This is a genomic window from Trueperaceae bacterium (genome assembly GCA_023954415.1).
Lineage (GTDB): Bacteria > Deinococcota > Deinococci > Deinococcales > Trueperaceae > JAAYYF01.
On sequence record JAMLIB010000003.1, the window covers coordinates 1 to 16,650 of the forward strand.

A 16,650-nucleotide genomic window follows, 5' to 3' on the forward strand; every position below is an offset into this window, starting at 1 on the left:
TCGTCGGCGTGCAGGCGCCTGTACTCGTCGACGGCTTCGTCGCGCAGGCCGATCACCATGCCTACGCGCTGGACCTTACGCTCACCGGGTTCGGGCATGCTGGTCCTCCTGTGGTCGGGCGTCGAGCCTGATCGAACCATGCCGAGCGCGACCCCGCCGCTCGCGCCGAGCTCCCCCTCTCTACCGGCGCCGCTCTTCGCGTTCCCGGGCGCAGGGTGGTCTACTCCGTCGCTCCGACGTACCTGGCCCTCGGCCGTATCACCCGGTCAGACGTGTACTGCTCCATCACATGCGCGATGATGCCGGCGGTTCGACCTATCGCGACCAACCCGTGGATCGCGTCTTGGGGTAGACCTAGTATCGGCTCCGACACCGCTAGCGCGAAGTCCACGCGCGGGTGCTCGTGCGAGGCTAGCTCTATCAGCCTGGACGTTTCCTGGAGAAGAGGGTAGTGCTTCGTCCCGGAGAGGTTGTCCATCAGCGTCAGCACCCGCGGATCTGGCCCGGCGTAAAGGCGGCGGTACGGGTTGTGTACGCCGGGGATGTTGCCGCTGCGGCGCAGGTAGCGCCGGATCACGGTCTCCGGGTCACCCGTGGCTATCACCTCGTTGAAGAAGGCCTTGGCCTCCGACACCTGGCCGAAGAGGTGGCGGTACCCCTGTAAGGAAGCCAGACCGGCCATCAACGATTGATAGAGGGTCGCGCCCGCGCTGGCGGCACAGCGCGCGGTGAACGTGGCGATGTTCAGTTCATGGTCGGCGACCACGATCAGCAGGGTCTCCAGTCGTTTCCGATCGGCTTCCCATGCGCTAGCGAGGGTCGAGCTGACGCTACCGTGGTACGTGCGCCCAGTGCTCAGATAGACGAGGTAGAGCATCAACTCGATGGCACTCGGTGTCAACAGTGCTGCCGTCGTACCGTAGGCCCGTAGGTTCCGGTGCTCGAGGACGGGGAGGATGGTCTGCATGCGCTCGATCGGTGTCATGCTCTCGTCCAACCGATCGACGAGCGTGAGGTCGATGTCTCCCAGCCACTGCTCCCGGGGTGGGGGCAGCTGGTCGCCTTGCCGGTCGCCTGTCCACAGGAACTGAGCGACCTGCTCGAAGCAGAAGTTGCGCGACAGCTCGCGTGAGCTGATCCCCCGGTACGAATGCTCCGTCTCGGTGATCTGGGATATCGCCGTGGTCAGGATCGGCGTGCCGAACTCGATGACCTCGGTCGCGGCCCGATCGGGGTCTTTGCGAAAGCTGGTCCTATGCTTGAACGCCAACAACTCCCCCTTGTGGTACACGCGCGCGCGGCTGCGTGGCGAGACCGCTCTGGAGTGCAGCATGCCGCGGCTGACGTACGAGTAGAGCGTGGCCTTGCTGACACCGAGGAGCTCGGCCGCCTCGTCTGCGCTCAGGCTGTCGTCGTTCATGGCACAGGGTACCAGAAAACGCATGGATCACTTGATCATCAATCAAGATTGACAGCACTTCTGGGCCGGTGCAATCCTCTCGCAACATGCAAGCCAACATGCACGCGACAAACTTGATGTTCGGTGCTCGTCGCCTGGCTAACGAGGTGGCAGGCGTAGAAGCGGGCGAGAGGGCGTTGGTGATCATCGATTCGGCGACGGACGAGAGCATCGCTGCGGCCCTTGAAGCAGCCCTTCAGGAGGTCGGTGCCGAGGTCACGGTGTTGGGCACCGAGCGCGCCAAGACCGACTCCGGCGAACCGCCCCCGGAGGTCGCACGGGCGATGGTTACGGCTGACGTCGTGTTCCTCGCCGTGCAAGTGTCCCTCACCCACACCGAGGCGGTGAAGGCGGTCTGCGCCTCGGGCGGGCGTGTGGCAGCCCTGACGCAGTGGGTGCCGGAGATGCTCGTAGGCGGTGGCATCGAGGCCGACTTCCGCGCCATCGAACCGACCGTCCTGCGCATGGCGGCGATCTGGGACGAGGGCTCCAGCGTGCGGGTGACGAGTGAGGCGGGCACCGACATCACGTTGAACATCGAGGGCCGGTTCGGTACCCCCCATGCCAAGACCGGCGTGGTCCGGCCGGGGACGTTCCACCCGATACCCGACATCGAGTCGCCCGTATCACCCGTCACGGGCGACGGCATCATCGTCTGTGACGCGAGCATCCCCTACCTTGGCATCGGGGTGTTGACGGAGCCCGTGACCTTGATCGTGCGAGGCGGCAAGGTGGTCGACATCTCCGGCGGCTGGGCGGCCGACCGCGTACGGGGTTCCTGGCAGGCGCTGGAAGATCCGAACGTCTACAACCTCGCCGAGATCGGCATCGGCATGAACCCGCACTGCCGTCTTACGGGTCGCATGCTGGAGGACGAGGGGGTCGCCACCACCTGCCACTTCGGCATAGGGACCAGCAACACCTTGGGTGGGACCATCAAGGCCAAGTGCCACTACGACTTCATCGTCCAGCACCCCACCATCTCCGTCGACGGCCGCGTGGTGATGGACGCCGGCTCACTTCACGTGTGAGTAGGTAGGAGGAGAGATGGCCATGCCCCCAGCCGAGTTGGGCGTTCCCCAAGCGAGGACGGCGCGCTCCCGTTCCGCCGTCAGCGCCTTGCTGAGGCAGTTCGCCAGGAGCAGAACGGCTGTCATGGGGCTGGTCATCTTCTCTGTGATCGTGCTTGTCTCGGTCTTCGCACCCTTCATCGCTACACATCCACCGCAGCAGATCGTGCCGGCCGAGAGGCTGCAGGCTCCCTCCAGAAGCCATCTGCTAGGCACCGACAACCTAGGCAGGGACGTCTTCAGCCGCGTCGTGTACGGGGGGCGCACGTCGTTGTCCATAGCCGCCGTCGTAGTGGTGATCACCGGTGTTATCGGCACGGCGCTGGGCCTCATCTCGGGTTTCTATCGGCGCATCGACGGCGTCCTGATGCGGTTCATGGATGGCCTGATGGCGATCCCAACGCTGCTCCTGGCGATCGCCCTCATCGGCGTGCTCGGCCCCAACTCGGTCAACCTCGTCATCGCGCTCAGCGTCGTGTACGTCCCACGGGTCGCCCGCATCGCCAGAGCCACGACCTTGCAGGTCCGAGGTCTCAGCTACGTCGAGGCGGCCCGTGCCTTGGGCGGCCTCGACCGCCGCCTCGTGTTTCGCCACATCGCCCCGAACGCACTGGGTTCGATCAACGTGCAGCTGACGTTCGTCTTCGCGTACGCGGTCTTATCCGAGGCCGCGTTGAGCTTCCTGGGAGTGGGCGCGCCACCGGAGGTCCCGACGTGGGGCAACATCCTCAGCGAGGGCCGGGCTTACATGATCCTGTCCCCATGGATCGCGTTCTACCCCGGCGTGGCGATCATGCTCACCGTGCTGGGCCTGAACCTGATGGGAGACGGCTTGCGTGACCTCCTCGACCCGCGACTGGTCCGCGGCACGGGAGGAGGTGGGGGCTGATGTGAGGCGTGAGACGGCGGTTCCGGGCGGCCGAGCCGATATGCGGGAACCAGAAGAAGCGCCGATGGCCTCAACCACGACGGATCGACACCACGCGGTAACGACCACCCCAGCTAGCGATTCGCGGGAACGAAGGGAAAGCGATGAAAGCAGCATCTAGCCCACCCACACTACGCACGACGGCCAGCGGGTTGCCGGGCCGGGCCGTCCTCTTCCGCCTCAGGCTCCTGATCGCGGTCTGCGCGCTGGCCTGTACTTGGGCTCTCGCGCAGCCGCCGCAGCGACTCATCGACTACGCCGCTGCCGTCGGCGTTCATCCGGAAGACCCACGCATCCCGAACGTCGGAACGCCGCGCTTCGGCGGGGTCTTCACCTACGCGCATAATGAGACCTTGGCGTCGCTCGACGCTCACAAGAGCGCGGCGGCTACCACCGTGACGCTGAACATCCATTTCGCCGAGGGCCTGTTCGCGCTCGACGCCACCGGGACCAGCCGACCCGATCTGGTGGACAGCTACACCGTCAGCGATGACGGCACCGTCTACACCTTCTCCTTGCGTCAGGGGGTTCCGTTCCACAACGGTGAGATCCTCGGTGCCGCCGACGTGGTCGCGTCGCTGCAGCGCTGGTTCGGCGGAACGTTGGGCAGCCAGGCCGCGCGCTACATCAGCGAGCTCAACGTCGTGGACCAGTACACCGTGGAGATGGTGCTCACCGAGCCATACCCCTTCATCATCTACCAGCTCACCGTGCCCCAGACCAGCGGGGCGTACATCTACCCTCGCTCACAGATCGAGGCGGTGGGCGACGGGACCATCGACACGCCGATCGCCACCGGACCCTACTACGTGGCCGACGTCCGAGAAGGCGACTACGTGCGCTTGGTGCGCTTCGACGACTACGTAGGACGCGTCGAGCCCCCCTCCGGTTTCGCGGGTGGCAGAGTCGCGTACCTAGACGAGATCATCATCCAGACGGTCCCCGACGCCATCGTTCGCATGGCCGGTGTCGAGACGGGGCAGTTCGACAAGGCGCACAACGCCACCAACGACATGTACTCGCTGTACGCCAACCGTCCTGACATCAGGCCCCGTATCGCGATGGGCAGCTTCGCCACCGCGCAGTTCAACAAACGCCAAGGTCCGATGACTGACCAGCGGCTACGCCTGGCGTTCAACTACGCGATCGACGTGCGCCAGATCGTGGCGGCTGCCGGACCGCCCGAGTTCACCGAGGCCAACTCCTCGTTGGCGCCGCGGGACGATCCTTGGTACACCCCCGTGGGCGAGGAGGTATACCTCGGCTACGACCCCGAGTACGCGAGGGCCCTGCTGGCCGAGGCCGGATACAACGGCGAGCCGATCAGATGGTTGGTCGACCCGTCCGTGGCGTCCTACTACACCTCGGCCCAGGTAGCCGTGCCGATGCTCGAAGCGGTCGGCTTCAACATCCAGTTGGTGCCGATGGATGCGGCCACGCTCCGCACCATGCGCAACGACGAGACGGCGTACGAGGTCTACGCCCAGGGGCTCGGGTGGCGTGCCGACCCTGCGGCGCTGACCAACCTCTCAGACAGCAATCCGGGCTGGTGGGTCACCGAAGAGAAGACCCGCATCCTGGAGGCGATGAGGCTCGAGCAGGACTTCGATAAGCGCTACGCCCTCTGGGAGGAGTTGCACGCGCACATGTATGACTACATGCCTGCAGTGAAGTTCGAGACCTTCGGATCGCTGAGCCTGGAGCGCGCTGCCTACAGTGGGGCCTTCCAGGCCTGGGCCTACGTCGACTTCATCAACACCTGGCTGAACGACTGACACGCCGAGCGTGCCCGCTCCCCCGCACGGGGAGCGGGCACGTCTTCCGCCGCTACCGGGGTTCCACGTGGAGAGCTGCTGAGATCAGATGAGCGTGTACTTGCTACGTCGCCTCGTGGCGCTGCTACCGGTCCTTGCCGTGGTCGGCCTCGTCGGGTTCAGCCTCGTGCATCTCGCGCCGGGCGACCCAGCTGCGACTCTTGTCGGCGACGACGCGTCCGAAGAGGTCCTGCAGCAGATGCGCGAGCGTCTCGGCCTCGACCGGCCGCTGGGAACCCAGTTCTTCACGTGGGTGGGTAACGCCATCACGGGCAACCTGGGAACCTCGCTATACACCGGACGTCAGGTCCTGCCGAGCATCGTCTCGCGGCTCGAGCCTACGCTGATGCTCACCGCCATGAGCCTCGTGGTCGCCCTCCTCAATGGTGTGGTCGCGGGCGCCGCCAGCGCCATCTATCGCAACACCGTGCTCGACCAGGCCGTTCTCGTGGTCTCGCTGTTCGCGGCCGCGATGCCTAGCTTCTGGCTCGGCATCAACCTGATCCTGCTCTTCTCGGTGACCCTGAGGCTCTTCCCTGTCGCGGGGTACGTCCCACTCTCACAAGGACTGCTCGGAACCGTCCACTCCCTGATGCTGCCGGCCCTCGCGCTCGGCTTGAGCCAGGCCGCGATCATCACTCGCATGACCCGCACGACCATGCTCGAGGTGCTCGGGCTCGACTTCGTGCGCACCGCCAAGGCCAAAGGGCTCAGACAGCGGTCGGTGATCTTCCGCCACGCTCTGCGCAACGCCCTGGTCTCGATCGTCACCGTCGTCGGCGTGGCGGTCACCGTACTGCTCAGCGGCTCCATCGTGGTCGAGAGCGTGTTCGGCCTTCCCGGCCTCGGACGCATGATGATCGAGGCCGTGCAGAGGCGCGACTACCCCGTCATCCAAGGGATGCTCGTCTTCGTGGCCGGGGTCAACGTGATCGTGAACCTGGTCGTCGACATCCTCTACGTGTTCATCGATCCACGTATCGAGTACGTGTAGGCCGTACGGACCTCCCGTTCGGCGTGCCCCGAAGGAGAGTCACCAGATGAGCAGGATCCTGAGCTACTTCCAGGAGCGCAAGGGCGCTCTCATCGACGGTCTGCGGCAGATGGTCGAGATCGAGTCGCCGACCCTCGAGCCGCAGCGCGTGAACGCCATGGGAGAGCATGTCAAGGAGAGGCTGCGCTCACTGGGGGCCAGCGTGGAGGTCGACACGCAGACCGAACGCGGTCACAACGTGATAGGCAGGTTCGGGGACCCGGCCATGGGCGATCCGGTCCTGATGATCGGGCATACGGACACGGTATGGAAGGTGGGGACCCTCGAGGAGCGCCCGTTCCGTGTGGACGGCAACCGCGCCTTCGGGCCCGGAGCCGCAGACATGAAGTCGGGCTTGATCATCATGCTCGCCGTCCTGGAGGCCATCAACGACCTCCAGCTTCCGCTGCCCAAGCCCCTGACCCTGATCTTCAACTCCGACGAGGAGATGCAGAGCCTCTACTCGCGCGAGCTGATCGAGAAGGAGGCCCGCAAGAGCTTCTGCTCGCTGGCCTTCGAAGGTACCCGCGACCTTAACGCCTTCACCACCAGCCGTAAGGCGTCGGGCCGCTTCACGGTGCGGGCGAAGGGTAAGTCTGCGCATGCGGCCAGCGGTCTGAGGGAGGGTGTCAACGCCATAGAGGAGCTGGCCCACCAGGTCACCAAGGTTCAGGGATTGACGGATTTCGGCACCGGAACCACCATCAACGTCGGCACTATCGCGGGGGGTGACAGGCCGAACATCATCCCGGACTGGGCCGAGATGGTGCTCAGTGTGCGTGCGGTCACCACCGGGGAGATGGGACGCATCGAGCAGGTTCTCAGGAGCCTCGAACCGCACTTGGCAGGTGCCGAGATCTCGGTCTCGGGCGGCTTCCATCGCCCACCTCTCGAGGAGACGGAGGCCAGTAAGCGGTTGCTCGGGCGGCTGCGCGAGGTGGCCTCCGAGTTTGGCATCGATGCTAGAGGTGAGCTAGGTGGAGGCGCCGGCGATGCGAACCTCACGTCTGCAGTCGGTTGCCCTTCGATCGACAGCATGGGCGCGGTCGGGTTCGGCGCGCACAGCGTGGACGAGCACATCCTCATCGACGAGCTACCGGCTCGAGCGGCGGTCGCAACGCGGTTCATCACGTCCTTGTGAGCTGACTGCGAGGTTCGTTCCGCCTGGCCGGCCGATCTCCGCTACTCCCGACCCTTCACGTACCGATCGAACCACTCGAGTTCCTCCGCAGCGACGTGCAGGACCGACTCGTATGCGTGGAGGTAGTGGTTCTCATACGGCAGCAGGATCAGCTTGGACGTCTTCCCAAGGCCGCGCAGCGCGTGGAACATGGCGAGCGATTGGGTCGGCTTGCTAGTCTGGCTGTCGTCCGATTGGCCGTGGACCATGAGCAGCGGAGCGGTGATCTTGTCGGCGTGGAAGAGCGGGGACACCCCAACGTACGTGTCGGGTGCCTCCCAGAGGCTGCGACGCTCACGCTGGAAACCCCATGGGCTCAAGGTCCTGTTGTATGCGCAACTATGCGCGATCCCGGCAGCGAACAGGTCGCAATGGGCCAGCAGGTTGGCGGTCGAGAACCCACCGTAGCTATGGCCGATCATCCCGACGCGCCCTGGATCTACGATCCCCCGTTCATCTAGGTGCCCGATCGCGGCCGCCGCGGAAGCGACGAGCTGCTCGAGGTACGTGTCGTTGCGCGTCCTACTGTTGCCCACGACCGGCATCTCGGCCATGTCGAGGACGGCGTAGCCCTGAGTCGCGAACAGCTGTGGCGCCGCCGCGCGGCGCGGCAGGCTCGGGAAGAAGTTGAAGCTGCGCGGGGCGATGCGCACCTGAGAGGCGATCTCTGCCTGCACGTAATCGGTCGGATAGGCCCAGATCACCAGGGGCAGTCGCGCGCCGGGCTGGAACCCCTCGGGCAGGTAGAGGATGCCAGAGAGCCGGACCCCGTCACCGCGGAGGTATCGGACCATCTGCCTGCTGATCGTCCGGAGCCGCGGTGCTGGAGCCGGTGACTGGGTCAACCGGCGGGGCAGCGGGCCTGCCCCGCCGACCACGTAATAGTCTGGCGGCTCGTCGGGGCTCTCGCGGCTGATGACGAGCTCGTGAGCGTGCGGTGACGGCATGCCGATGGGCTGGTCGTGATGGTCGGGGCTCGATTGGAACAGCCTCTCGCGCTCGAGCGTGTCCGGGTTGAAACGGTCCAGGAAGGGGCGGTCGCCTTCGTCAGAACCTCCGGGGCCGGTGAGGTAAAGCCAACCTTCGTCTTGACGAACGACGAGCTCACCCCTGCTGGTCAGGGTGGTGACCGGCGTTCCGGGATGACCGTAACGGTCGACCTGGCTGTAGCTGAAGACCTTGGACGGGGCCCCTCGGGGGAGGTCGACGAGTAGGACGTCTATCCACTCGTTCTCGCTGTCGAACTCGTACACGAGTGCGAAGCGAGGATCGGCGAGCCACCTGATCTCCTGGGCAGTCTGCCCCAGGCGCATCAGCACTGTGGGCGGCCCATCGAACGGTGCGGTCAGCGAGAGGACCCTGTCACGGTACTGCGTACCTTCAGCCGTCATGGCGGCGCCCTTCTCGGCAGCCTCGGCCCAGACCAAGGTCGCGTCTTCGTGAGCCTGCCACTGAACCAGGCGCGGCCGGGGCGCGTTCTTCAGGCTGTCGGGCGCTGTGTCCGTTGGCAGGCGATCGGCGACCACGTGCGCTAGCGAGCCGTCCCTGTGCCAGACCTCGATCGAAGTGCCGAACCCCCTGTAAGGCACCCAGTAGGAGTAGGGGCGTGTCACGCGGTGGACGAGGACGTAGCGGCCATCCGGGGAGACGGCGGGCGGTTCGCAGTAAAGGCCCGGTGGGCCCAGGGGGCGCCGCTCACCGGAGAGGACGTCTATCTCGACGAGCTGCGAACTACAGTAGTGCTCGAATAGCTGCTCGTCGTACGGCGAGGTGTTGAGGTCCTCCCACCGATGCTCCCTGGAGAAGCGGCCAACGGTGACCATCTCGATCGGACCGGTCGGGACGGTAGCCCGCTGGGGTGCTGGCCCCCGGCCCTCGGGGATGACGTGCACAAGCACCCCCTTCGAGTCAGGCGTCCAAGAGGCGTTCAGCACATGCTCCGTCTGGCGGTAGCCGGGGCTCAAGGTCGCGTTGACGACCGGGCCGGTCAGGTCGCGCACCTCCCCTGTGCCGGTGTCGGCCACCCAAAGCTCGACTCCGCTCGCGGCATAGCGCGGGAAGGCGACCTTGCTGCCGTCGTGCGCCCAGATCGGCAGCCCGAGCCGCGCGCGCTCGTCGAGGCGCAGCGTGACGGTCTTCCCGGTGAGCACGTCCACGACCTGAGGCCGGCGGTAAAAGCGGGTCTTCACCTGACTGTTGTCGTGAGCGAAGATCCGCATACCTGCTACCGAGACGGTCGGCTGAGCCAGGTACGCGAGGTCGAACAGGTCTTCGAGTTCGGCGGTGAGCACGAGCCTGCCGTCCGGGCTGGCGAACCCGGCCCGCGGCTGCGGCGCGGTGACGAGTTGGGCGACGGCGGCAGGAGGAAGGCGGTAGCTTCGGCCCTCTTCTGGAATCGCCGCGGCCGGGATGGCGTCATGCGAGGTCATACGAAGGCTCCCTGGGGAAGGCGGCAACACCCTCGGAGGCACGATACCTGACCGCCGCCCTGCACGTGACCGTCGCGACCGGCGCCACCGAGGACGTCGCACGGAGGGGCGGGGCGGCAAGCCCTGCCGGACCCGTGGCGGGATCGGTAGCGAAACGCAGGCGCCAGAACTGAGGATCGACACCGCGCTTCCCCGGGTTCTCAGCCTTACTACCAGGCACGGGAGTGCGGGCCGAACGGCCTGAACCACTGTCATGGTTAGCCAGCCTGTATTACGCAGGCTGCGAACGTAGACTAGGTCCTCATGGACAGCTCCTCGAACCGCAGTGGCGCATCAGGCAGCGAGGGCGCTGCCCCCGAGCTCGGCACCGAAGTCTTCGAGCGCTCGATCGCCGACCTCGGCGCAGCGCTGACCGCCGGCAGCCTCACCTCCGAGGCGGCGGTTCGAGCCTATGTAGAGCGCATCCGAGCCCTCGACCAGAGCGGCCCCCGCCTCGGCTCGGTCATCGAGATCAACCCGGACGCCGCGAGCATCGCTCGCGAGCTCGATGCCGAGCGGCGCGCCAAAGGGCCGCGCGGGCCGCTGCACGGCGTGCCCATCCTGCTCAAGGACAACATCGACACCGCCGATCGCACTCGCACGGCCGCCGGCTCCCTCGCCCTCGCGGACTCGACCCCACAGCAGGACAGCGGCGTGGCCGCGCGGCTGCGTGCGGCGGGCGCCGTGCTGCTCGGCAAGGCGAACATGTCGGAGTGGGCCAACTTCCGGTCCAGCCGCTCCACCTCCGGTTGGAGCGGCCGTGGTGGTCAGTGCCGCAACCCGTACGCCTTGGACCGCAACCCGAGCGGCTCATCGAGCGGTTCGGGCGCCGCCGCGGCCGCCAGCCTCTGCGCCGCCGCGGTCGGCACGGAGACGGACGGCTCCATCGTCAGCCCCGCCTCGGCGAACGGGGTGGTGGGCTTCAAGCCCACCGTCGGGCTGGTCTCCCGTGCGGGCATCATCCCCATCGCCCACAGCCAGGACACCGCCGGCCCCATGACGCGCACGGTCGCGGACGCCGTGCTGCTGCTGGCCGCCATGCAGGGGCCGGACCCGCGGGATCCCGCCACCGCCGAGATCCCGCCGGGCGCACTGATCGATCCGACCGAGGTGCTTGGGCGCGACGGTCTGCGGGGCGCGCGGCTGGGGGTGGTGAGGAACCTCGTCGTCGGCCACCCCGAGGTGGAGCGCCAGTTCGAGGCGTTGCTCGACGTGCTGCGGGAGCAGGGCGCCGAGGTCGTGGACGGCCTCGCCATGCCGCGGGCCGGGGAGTGGCGGACTGCCGAGAACGAGGTGCTCCTCTACGAGTTCAAGCACGACCTGAACGCCTACCTCGGCGGCTTGCCCGACCGCGGGCAGCCGCGCGACCTGGCCGAGCTCATCGAGTTCAACCTGGCCAACGCCGAACGTTCGATGCCCATCTTCGGCCAGGAGCTACTGCTGGCCGCAGAGGCCAAGGGGCCGCTCAGCGAGGCCGCCTACCTGGAGGCGCTCGCAAGTAGCCGGCGCATGTGCCGCGAGGAGGGCATAGACGCCCTGCTGGACGAGCACGGGCTCGACGCGCTCGTCTGCCCGACGACCGGCCCGGCGACGCTCATCGATCATGTGCACGGCGACGCCAGGTGGCCCGGCAGCTCTTCGGCCGGCCCGGCCGCCGTGGCCGGTTACCCGCACGCGACCGTGCCTGCCGGGATGGTGCACGGGCTGCCCTGGGGGCTGTCCATATTCAGCACGGCGTGGCGAGATGCGCGGGTGCTGCGCTACGCGTACGCGTTCGAGCAGGCGAGCAGGGCGCGCCGGGCGCCCAGGTTGTTGCCCTCCGCGGAGGTGTGGTCAGGGACGGCGGTCTGAACCACGGAAGGCTGCCGCCGGATGGCGGTCCGCAAGCGCGCCCGCGCCGAGCTCAGCCGCCCCAGACGGTACTGAAGACGCGCAGCCAGTTCCCGCCGAGGATCTTCCCGACCGCCTCGCCGTCGTAGCCGCGGCCGCCCAACGCGGCGACGAGCGCCGGCAGGTCGCCGTAGTCGTCGAACCCCTTGACCTGCCGCAGCTTCGAGCGGGGAGAGCTCTCGATCGCGTCGCCGTACTCGGTGCCGCCTAGCGCCTTCCCGCGCACGTGCTCGCCGTCGGGGTAAGTGCCGATGCTCATGTCCGTGCCGATGCCGACGTGATCGATCCCGATCAGGTCGACCAGGTAGTCGATGGCGTCCAGGTACCGCTCCACCGTCGGGCGAGTTCGTGAGCCCGGCTCGTAGTTGAGTGGCCCCCAGTTGGTCGGGGCGACGAGGCCGCCCGTCCTGGCGGCGCCCTTGATCTGCTCGTCCGTGATGTTGCGGGGGTTTTCTACGAGCGAGCGCGGGTTGGAATGGGAGAAGACCACGGGCTTCTCGCTCGCCTCGATGATGTCCAGCGAGCTCCGCTCCCCTACGTGCGTGAGGTCGATGACGATCCCTAGACGGTTGCACTCCCTGACCCAGTCGCGGCCGAACCTGGTCAGCCCGGAGTTGGCCGGCTCCAGGCAACCGTCCGCGATGGCGTTGCGGTTGTTGTAGGTCGGCAGCATCATCCGCAGCCCGAGCGTATGGAACAGGGGCAGGCGGTCGAGGTTGGCCGCCAGGAAGTCGCCCCCTTGGGCTGTGAGCACCAGGGTCGTCCGCCCGTCCGCCTTGGCGTCCACGATGTCCTGCGCCTGGAGCGCCAGGGCGATGGTGTTGTGCCGCCTCGCCGCGCTTTGCCACGTGGCCATGGCGTCGAACGCGCGGCCGGCGTCATCGCGCGGATCGAACGCCGTGACGCACCAGGCCGCCACCCCGTACTCGTGCAGCGAACCCAGGTCGGCGTCTTCCCAGATCTGTACGCAGGAGTCGATGAAGAGCTGGTCTAGCTGGACCTTGCGGTGTACGCCCTTGGCGAGCGGGTTGGGTGGGTAGCTGTCGTAGCGGGTTCCCTGCATCGTTGACCTCCTGATGACGGTGGGGTTTACTTCCAGGTTCGCGTATACAGGTCCAGCATGTTCCCGCCCAGGGCCCCGGCCACATCCGGCTCGCTCCAGCCTCGCCGGCGCAGCGCTTCCGCCAGCTTCGGGAAAGCGCTGATCGGCATGGGATAGCGGTGCTTGATGTTCGGCCCGAACTTGTCGACGAAGGCGCCCGTCACGCTGCCGTAGGCGGCGTTGATCTCCTGGAAGTGGGCGAGGATGTTGGCCATGTTGTGGCTGATCGGCCCGTCGGTGGCGATTCCGACGTGCTTGGGTCCGACGAGGTCGGCGATGTAGCTCACGTGATCCGCGACGGTCTCGATGGACGGCGGCTCGTCGGAGCCGGTCCAACTGATGGGCCCCCAGCCGCAGGCGCCTATCACGCCCCCGAGCGCGGCGCAGGCCTCGATCTGTTCGTCGCTGATGTTGCGAGGGTTGTCGGCCAGCGCCCGCGCGTTGGAATGGGAGAACGTGACGGGGGCACGACTCGCTTCCATAGCCTCCATGCTCGTCCTAGCGCCGACGTGCGTGAGGTCTACGAGGATGCCCGTGCGGTTCAGCTCCGCGATCAGCTCCCGGCCGAAGGCCGTCAGACCCGTGTCGTCGGCGACCAGGCACCCGCAGCCGACGTCGTTCACCTCGTTGTACGTGATCTGGACCACCCGCACGCCGAGCTCGTGGAAGCGGCCGACGAGCGATAGATCTCGCCCGATGGGTAGCGCGTTCTGGAAGTGGAAGACGATCCCTACCCGCCCTTCCTCGTGGGCGGTGCGGATCTCATCGACTGTGCCGACGACGCAGAGCTTCTTCGGATCGGCGGCCACGATCTCCTTCGCCGCCTGGATCTGCCGGCTGGCGGCGGCCGCGTCCTCGGTGGCCGAGGCGACGGTGAGCTGCAGGACCGTCAGGCCGGACGCTTCGAGCTTGTCGTTGTAGCCATCGAACTCCCAAGCGCAGTTGTCGATGGCGATGAAGGGTAGCTGAGACATGGGAACCTCCGACTGCTTCCGAGGGTCGGCCCTCGACAAAGTTGACACCGTCTCACCTGCTTAGTACACTCTAGCGCATCGGTAGGCATTGGAGCAATGAGGTGCGTTGAACGAGTTCTGGACGCAGTTATTCGTGGATCGCGAGAGCCAGGTGCCGCCCGTCCGTCAGATATCCGATGCCATTCGGCACGCTATCGCGACGAACCGTCTACAGGGGGGTGAGGCGCTTCTATCGGTTCGGCAGTTGGCGGCGCTCCTCGAGGTGACCCCCGCCACGGTCGGTCGAGCCTTCTCGCTGCTCCGCGCCGAGGGGTTGCTGCGCTCTAAGACCGGATCGGCCACGGTCGTCGCCGACATCACGAACGTGGACGGCGCGGCCCAAGAGAGAGCCAAGGCCGTGGCGCGCGGCATCGTCGACAGGGCCATCGACACCGTCGTCGGCATGGGTCTGAGCATCCGTCAGATCCGGGCCATAGCCGACAGGAAGCTCACGCAGTTGGAGGCGTCGCGTAACGTGATCTTCGTCGCCGGTGCTCGACCGGTCGTAGACAAGTACCACGGCATCGTCGAGGCCGCCGTCGGACCGGCCGGCTACAGCGTTCACTCCTACACCGTCGCGGAGCTGTCCCACCCGGCCCCCGAGCAGTTGGCGATCCTGAACTCGGCGGTGCGGCTCATCTGCCTTCTGAGCTTCAAGCAGACCGTCGAGGCGACCCTGCGCTCCGCTGGGTTCAGCGTGCCGGTCTCCGTCCTGCTCACGGAGATCACGATCGGGACTTCCGCGAAGCTCGCGAGCCTCTCGTCGGACGAGACGGTCCTAGTGGTCGCCGAACCGGAGTACCGCAACTCTGCCGTGGGGTTGGTGCGTTACTACGTGCCCGACGAGCGGATCGTAATCGCGACAGAGCTCGACAGGGAGTCCTTGTTGGCGTGCTTCGAGCGCGTCGACATCGTCGTCCACACCCTCGGCTGCAGCATGCTCATCGGGCCGGCGGGTGAGGTTGGCAAGAAGGTCGTCCAACTGGAGTACTACCCGCGCGCCGACGCCATCGAGCGCATCGTCGCGACCCTCGGTGAGCCCGATCTTCGTCAAGGCCTGACCGACCTTGCTCCCGGCAGTGCGGCCAAGGAAACGTCATCGATTCGGAATGTGGAGGTAAGTTGATGTTGAACCGAATGAAGCTCGTCATCCTCGCGCTTGCCGCGGCCGTGGTGCTCATCGGCACCGCGGGTGCTCAGCGGCTCGTCATAGCCCAGGGCCAGGACATCGTCTGGCTCAACCCCATGAAGACGACGGCGCAAGTCAACCTCAACGCTTCCACGCAGATCGTCGAGACCCTCATGGACTACAGCTACGAGGCCGGGGCCGTCGTCCCGCTCCTGGCCACGAGCTGGGAGCGACTCGACGATCTGACCATGCGGGTCAGTCTCCGCCAAGGCGTCACCTTCACGAACGGCGAGCCTTTCAACGCCGAGGCTGCGGCGTTCAGCCTCACCCTCGCCGCCTCCGAGCCTGCGATGTCCGGCTCCCTGTCGTTGGTGGAGAGGGTCGATGTTGTCGACGAGTACACCATCGACGTAGTCACTTCGAAGCCCGACCCGCTCCTCGACATCTCCCTTTCCAGGGCGTCGTACATGGTGCCGCCCGCCTACTTCCAGGAAGTAGGGGCGGAGCAGTTCAACGTAGCGCCCATCGGCACCGGCCCGTACGTGCTTCAAGAGCGCGTCCCGGGCGAGCGCGTCGTCCTCGGCAGCAACGCGGACTACTGGGGAGGGGCTCCGGAGATCGCGGAGGTCGAGTTCCGGCCGATCCAGGAGGACGGCGCTCGGCTCGCCGCCCTGCAGGCCGGTGAGGTGCAGATCGCCACGAACATGCCTCACGGGCTTTACGACCGGCTCGCCGCCTCGAACGGCGTGGCCGCCGTCACCGTTCACGGCGCCAGGACGATGTACCTGATCCTCGATTCGCGAGAAGGCAGCGTGCTCAAGGACGTCCGTTTGCGGCAGGCCATCAACTACGCGATCGACAAGGAAGCCTTGCTCGACGTCCTGTTCGCGGGGCGGGGCACGGTGCTGCAGGGGCAGATGGTTACCCCCGACTACAACGGCTTCAACGACGCCCTGTCCGCCTACCCGTACGACCCGGAGCGCGCGCGTGAACTCCTGGCCGCCGCGGGCTACCCGAACGGCCTCACGCTCGACTTCAAGTACCCGTTCGGGCGTTACGCCGGCGACCGGGAGACGTCCGAGGCCGTGGCGGGGATGCTCGAGGAAGTCGGTATCAAGACCAACCAGATCGTCCTGGAGGGCGGCGAGTTCCTGAGCCAGCTCACGACACTGCAGCTGACGCCGATGGCCTTCGTCGGGTACGCCACCGCTCCGGACGCGATCTACCAGTACAACATCAACATCACTGGCGAGCGCTACGCCTACTACAGCAACCCGGACTACGATGCCCTCGTGAACGCAGCGGCCACCGAGATGGATCCCGCCAAGCGTCTTGACCTCCTCAAGCAGATCGGTCAGCTCGGCTACGACGACCCGCCGTACGCCTACCTGTTCGCGCCCGACGACCTCTACGGGGTGTCCGACCGCGTCGGCGGTTGGGTCCCGAGACCCGACCAGGGCATCGACCTAGCCGGCGTGACCCTCGACTGAACGAACGCCGTTCGCCGGGGGCCTGACCGCAGGTCGGTCAGGCCCCCGGCGTTCAATTAGTTGACCAGTTCCCG

At 66.6% G+C, this 16,650-nt stretch carries 13 protein-coding genes; 8 read left to right on the plus strand and 5 right to left on the minus strand.

Going from position 1 to position 16,650, the window contains the following annotated elements:
• Positions 1-220: 220 nt before the first annotated feature.
• On the minus strand, positions 221-1,420 hold the full coding sequence (locus M9914_04165; protein ID MCO5173364.1) for a citrate synthase family protein: 1,200 nt from the start codon (positions 1,418-1,420) through the stop codon (positions 221-223).
• A gap of 146 nt (positions 1,421-1,566) precedes the next feature.
• Here M9914_04165 and M9914_04170 point away from each other — a divergent pair, with 146 nt between their 5' ends.
• Positions 1,567-2,490: a hypothetical protein gene (locus M9914_04170; protein ID MCO5173365.1), complete on the plus strand. Its 924-nt coding sequence runs from the start codon at positions 1,567-1,569 to the stop codon at positions 2,488-2,490.
• On the opposite strand, the gene M9914_04175 is transcribed toward M9914_04170, so the two are convergent.
• Positions 2,476-2,616: a hypothetical protein gene (locus M9914_04175; protein MCO5173366.1), complete on the minus strand. Its 141-nt coding sequence runs from the start codon at positions 2,614-2,616 to the stop codon at positions 2,476-2,478. The genes M9914_04170 and M9914_04175 overlap by 15 nt on opposite strands.
• On the opposite strand from M9914_04175, the gene M9914_04180 reads away from it, so the two are divergent.
• The 4 genes from M9914_04180 to M9914_04195 all read left to right on the plus strand — a co-directional run bounded on the left by M9914_04180 (position 2,615) and on the right by M9914_04195 (position 7,445).
• The gene (locus M9914_04180; protein ID MCO5173367.1) at positions 2,615-3,418 is read left to right on the plus strand and encodes an ABC transporter permease; all 804 of its coding nucleotides are present in this window, start codon (positions 2,615-2,617) and stop codon (positions 3,416-3,418) included. The two genes, M9914_04175 and M9914_04180, sit on opposite strands and share 2 nt — an antisense overlap.
• A gap of 143 nt (positions 3,419-3,561) precedes the next feature.
• A complete protein-coding gene (locus M9914_04185) occupies positions 3,562-5,232 on the plus strand; it encodes an ABC transporter substrate-binding protein (GenBank protein ID MCO5173368.1) in 1,671 nt (556 codons plus the stop codon).
• Between the two features lie 88 nt (positions 5,233-5,320).
• Positions 5,321-6,265 (plus strand): ABC transporter permease, encoded by a 945-nt coding sequence (locus tag M9914_04190; protein MCO5173369.1) that lies wholly within the window; start codon positions 5,321-5,323, stop codon positions 6,263-6,265.
• A 46-nt stretch (positions 6,266-6,311) separates the two neighbouring features.
• Positions 6,312-7,445 (plus strand): M20 family metallopeptidase, encoded by a 1,134-nt coding sequence (locus tag M9914_04195; protein MCO5173370.1) that lies wholly within the window; start codon positions 6,312-6,314, stop codon positions 7,443-7,445.
• Between the two features lie 41 nt (positions 7,446-7,486).
• On the opposite strand, the gene M9914_04200 is transcribed toward M9914_04195, so the two are convergent.
• Entirely contained in the window at positions 7,487-9,913 is a 2,427-nt protein-coding gene (locus M9914_04200; protein MCO5173371.1) for a prolyl oligopeptidase family serine peptidase, read from the minus strand.
• A 303-nt stretch (positions 9,914-10,216) separates the two neighbouring features.
• Here M9914_04200 and M9914_04205 point away from each other — a divergent pair, with 303 nt between their 5' ends.
• Positions 10,217-11,803: an amidase gene (locus M9914_04205; GenBank protein MCO5173372.1), complete on the plus strand. Its 1,587-nt coding sequence runs from the start codon at positions 10,217-10,219 to the stop codon at positions 11,801-11,803.
• 52 nt (positions 11,804-11,855) lie between these two features.
• Here the strand turns inward: M9914_04205 and M9914_04210 are convergent, their stop codons facing one another.
• Positions 11,856-12,905: a dipeptidase gene (locus M9914_04210; GenBank protein MCO5173373.1), complete on the minus strand. Its 1,050-nt coding sequence runs from the start codon at positions 12,903-12,905 to the stop codon at positions 11,856-11,858.
• Positions 12,906-12,931: 26 nt separating this feature from the next.
• Positions 12,932-13,918: a dipeptidase gene (locus M9914_04215; protein MCO5173374.1), complete on the minus strand. Its 987-nt coding sequence runs from the start codon at positions 13,916-13,918 to the stop codon at positions 12,932-12,934.
• 151 nt (positions 13,919-14,069) lie between these two features.
• Here M9914_04215 and M9914_04220 point away from each other — a divergent pair, with 151 nt between their 5' ends.
• Both M9914_04220 and M9914_04225 read left to right on the plus strand, forming a co-directional pair.
• Complete coding sequence (locus M9914_04220; GenBank protein MCO5173375.1) at positions 14,070-15,083, plus strand: GntR family transcriptional regulator; 1,014 nt, start codon at positions 14,070-14,072, stop codon at positions 15,081-15,083.
• Positions 15,083-16,576 carry an ABC transporter substrate-binding protein gene (locus tag M9914_04225; GenBank protein MCO5173376.1) on the plus strand — a complete coding sequence of 498 codons (1,494 nt, stop codon included), beginning with the start codon at positions 15,083-15,085 and terminating at the stop codon, positions 16,574-16,576. Before M9914_04220 ends, M9914_04225 begins: the two co-directional genes overlap by 1 nt.
• The last annotated feature ends 74 nt before the right edge of the window (positions 16,577-16,650 follow it).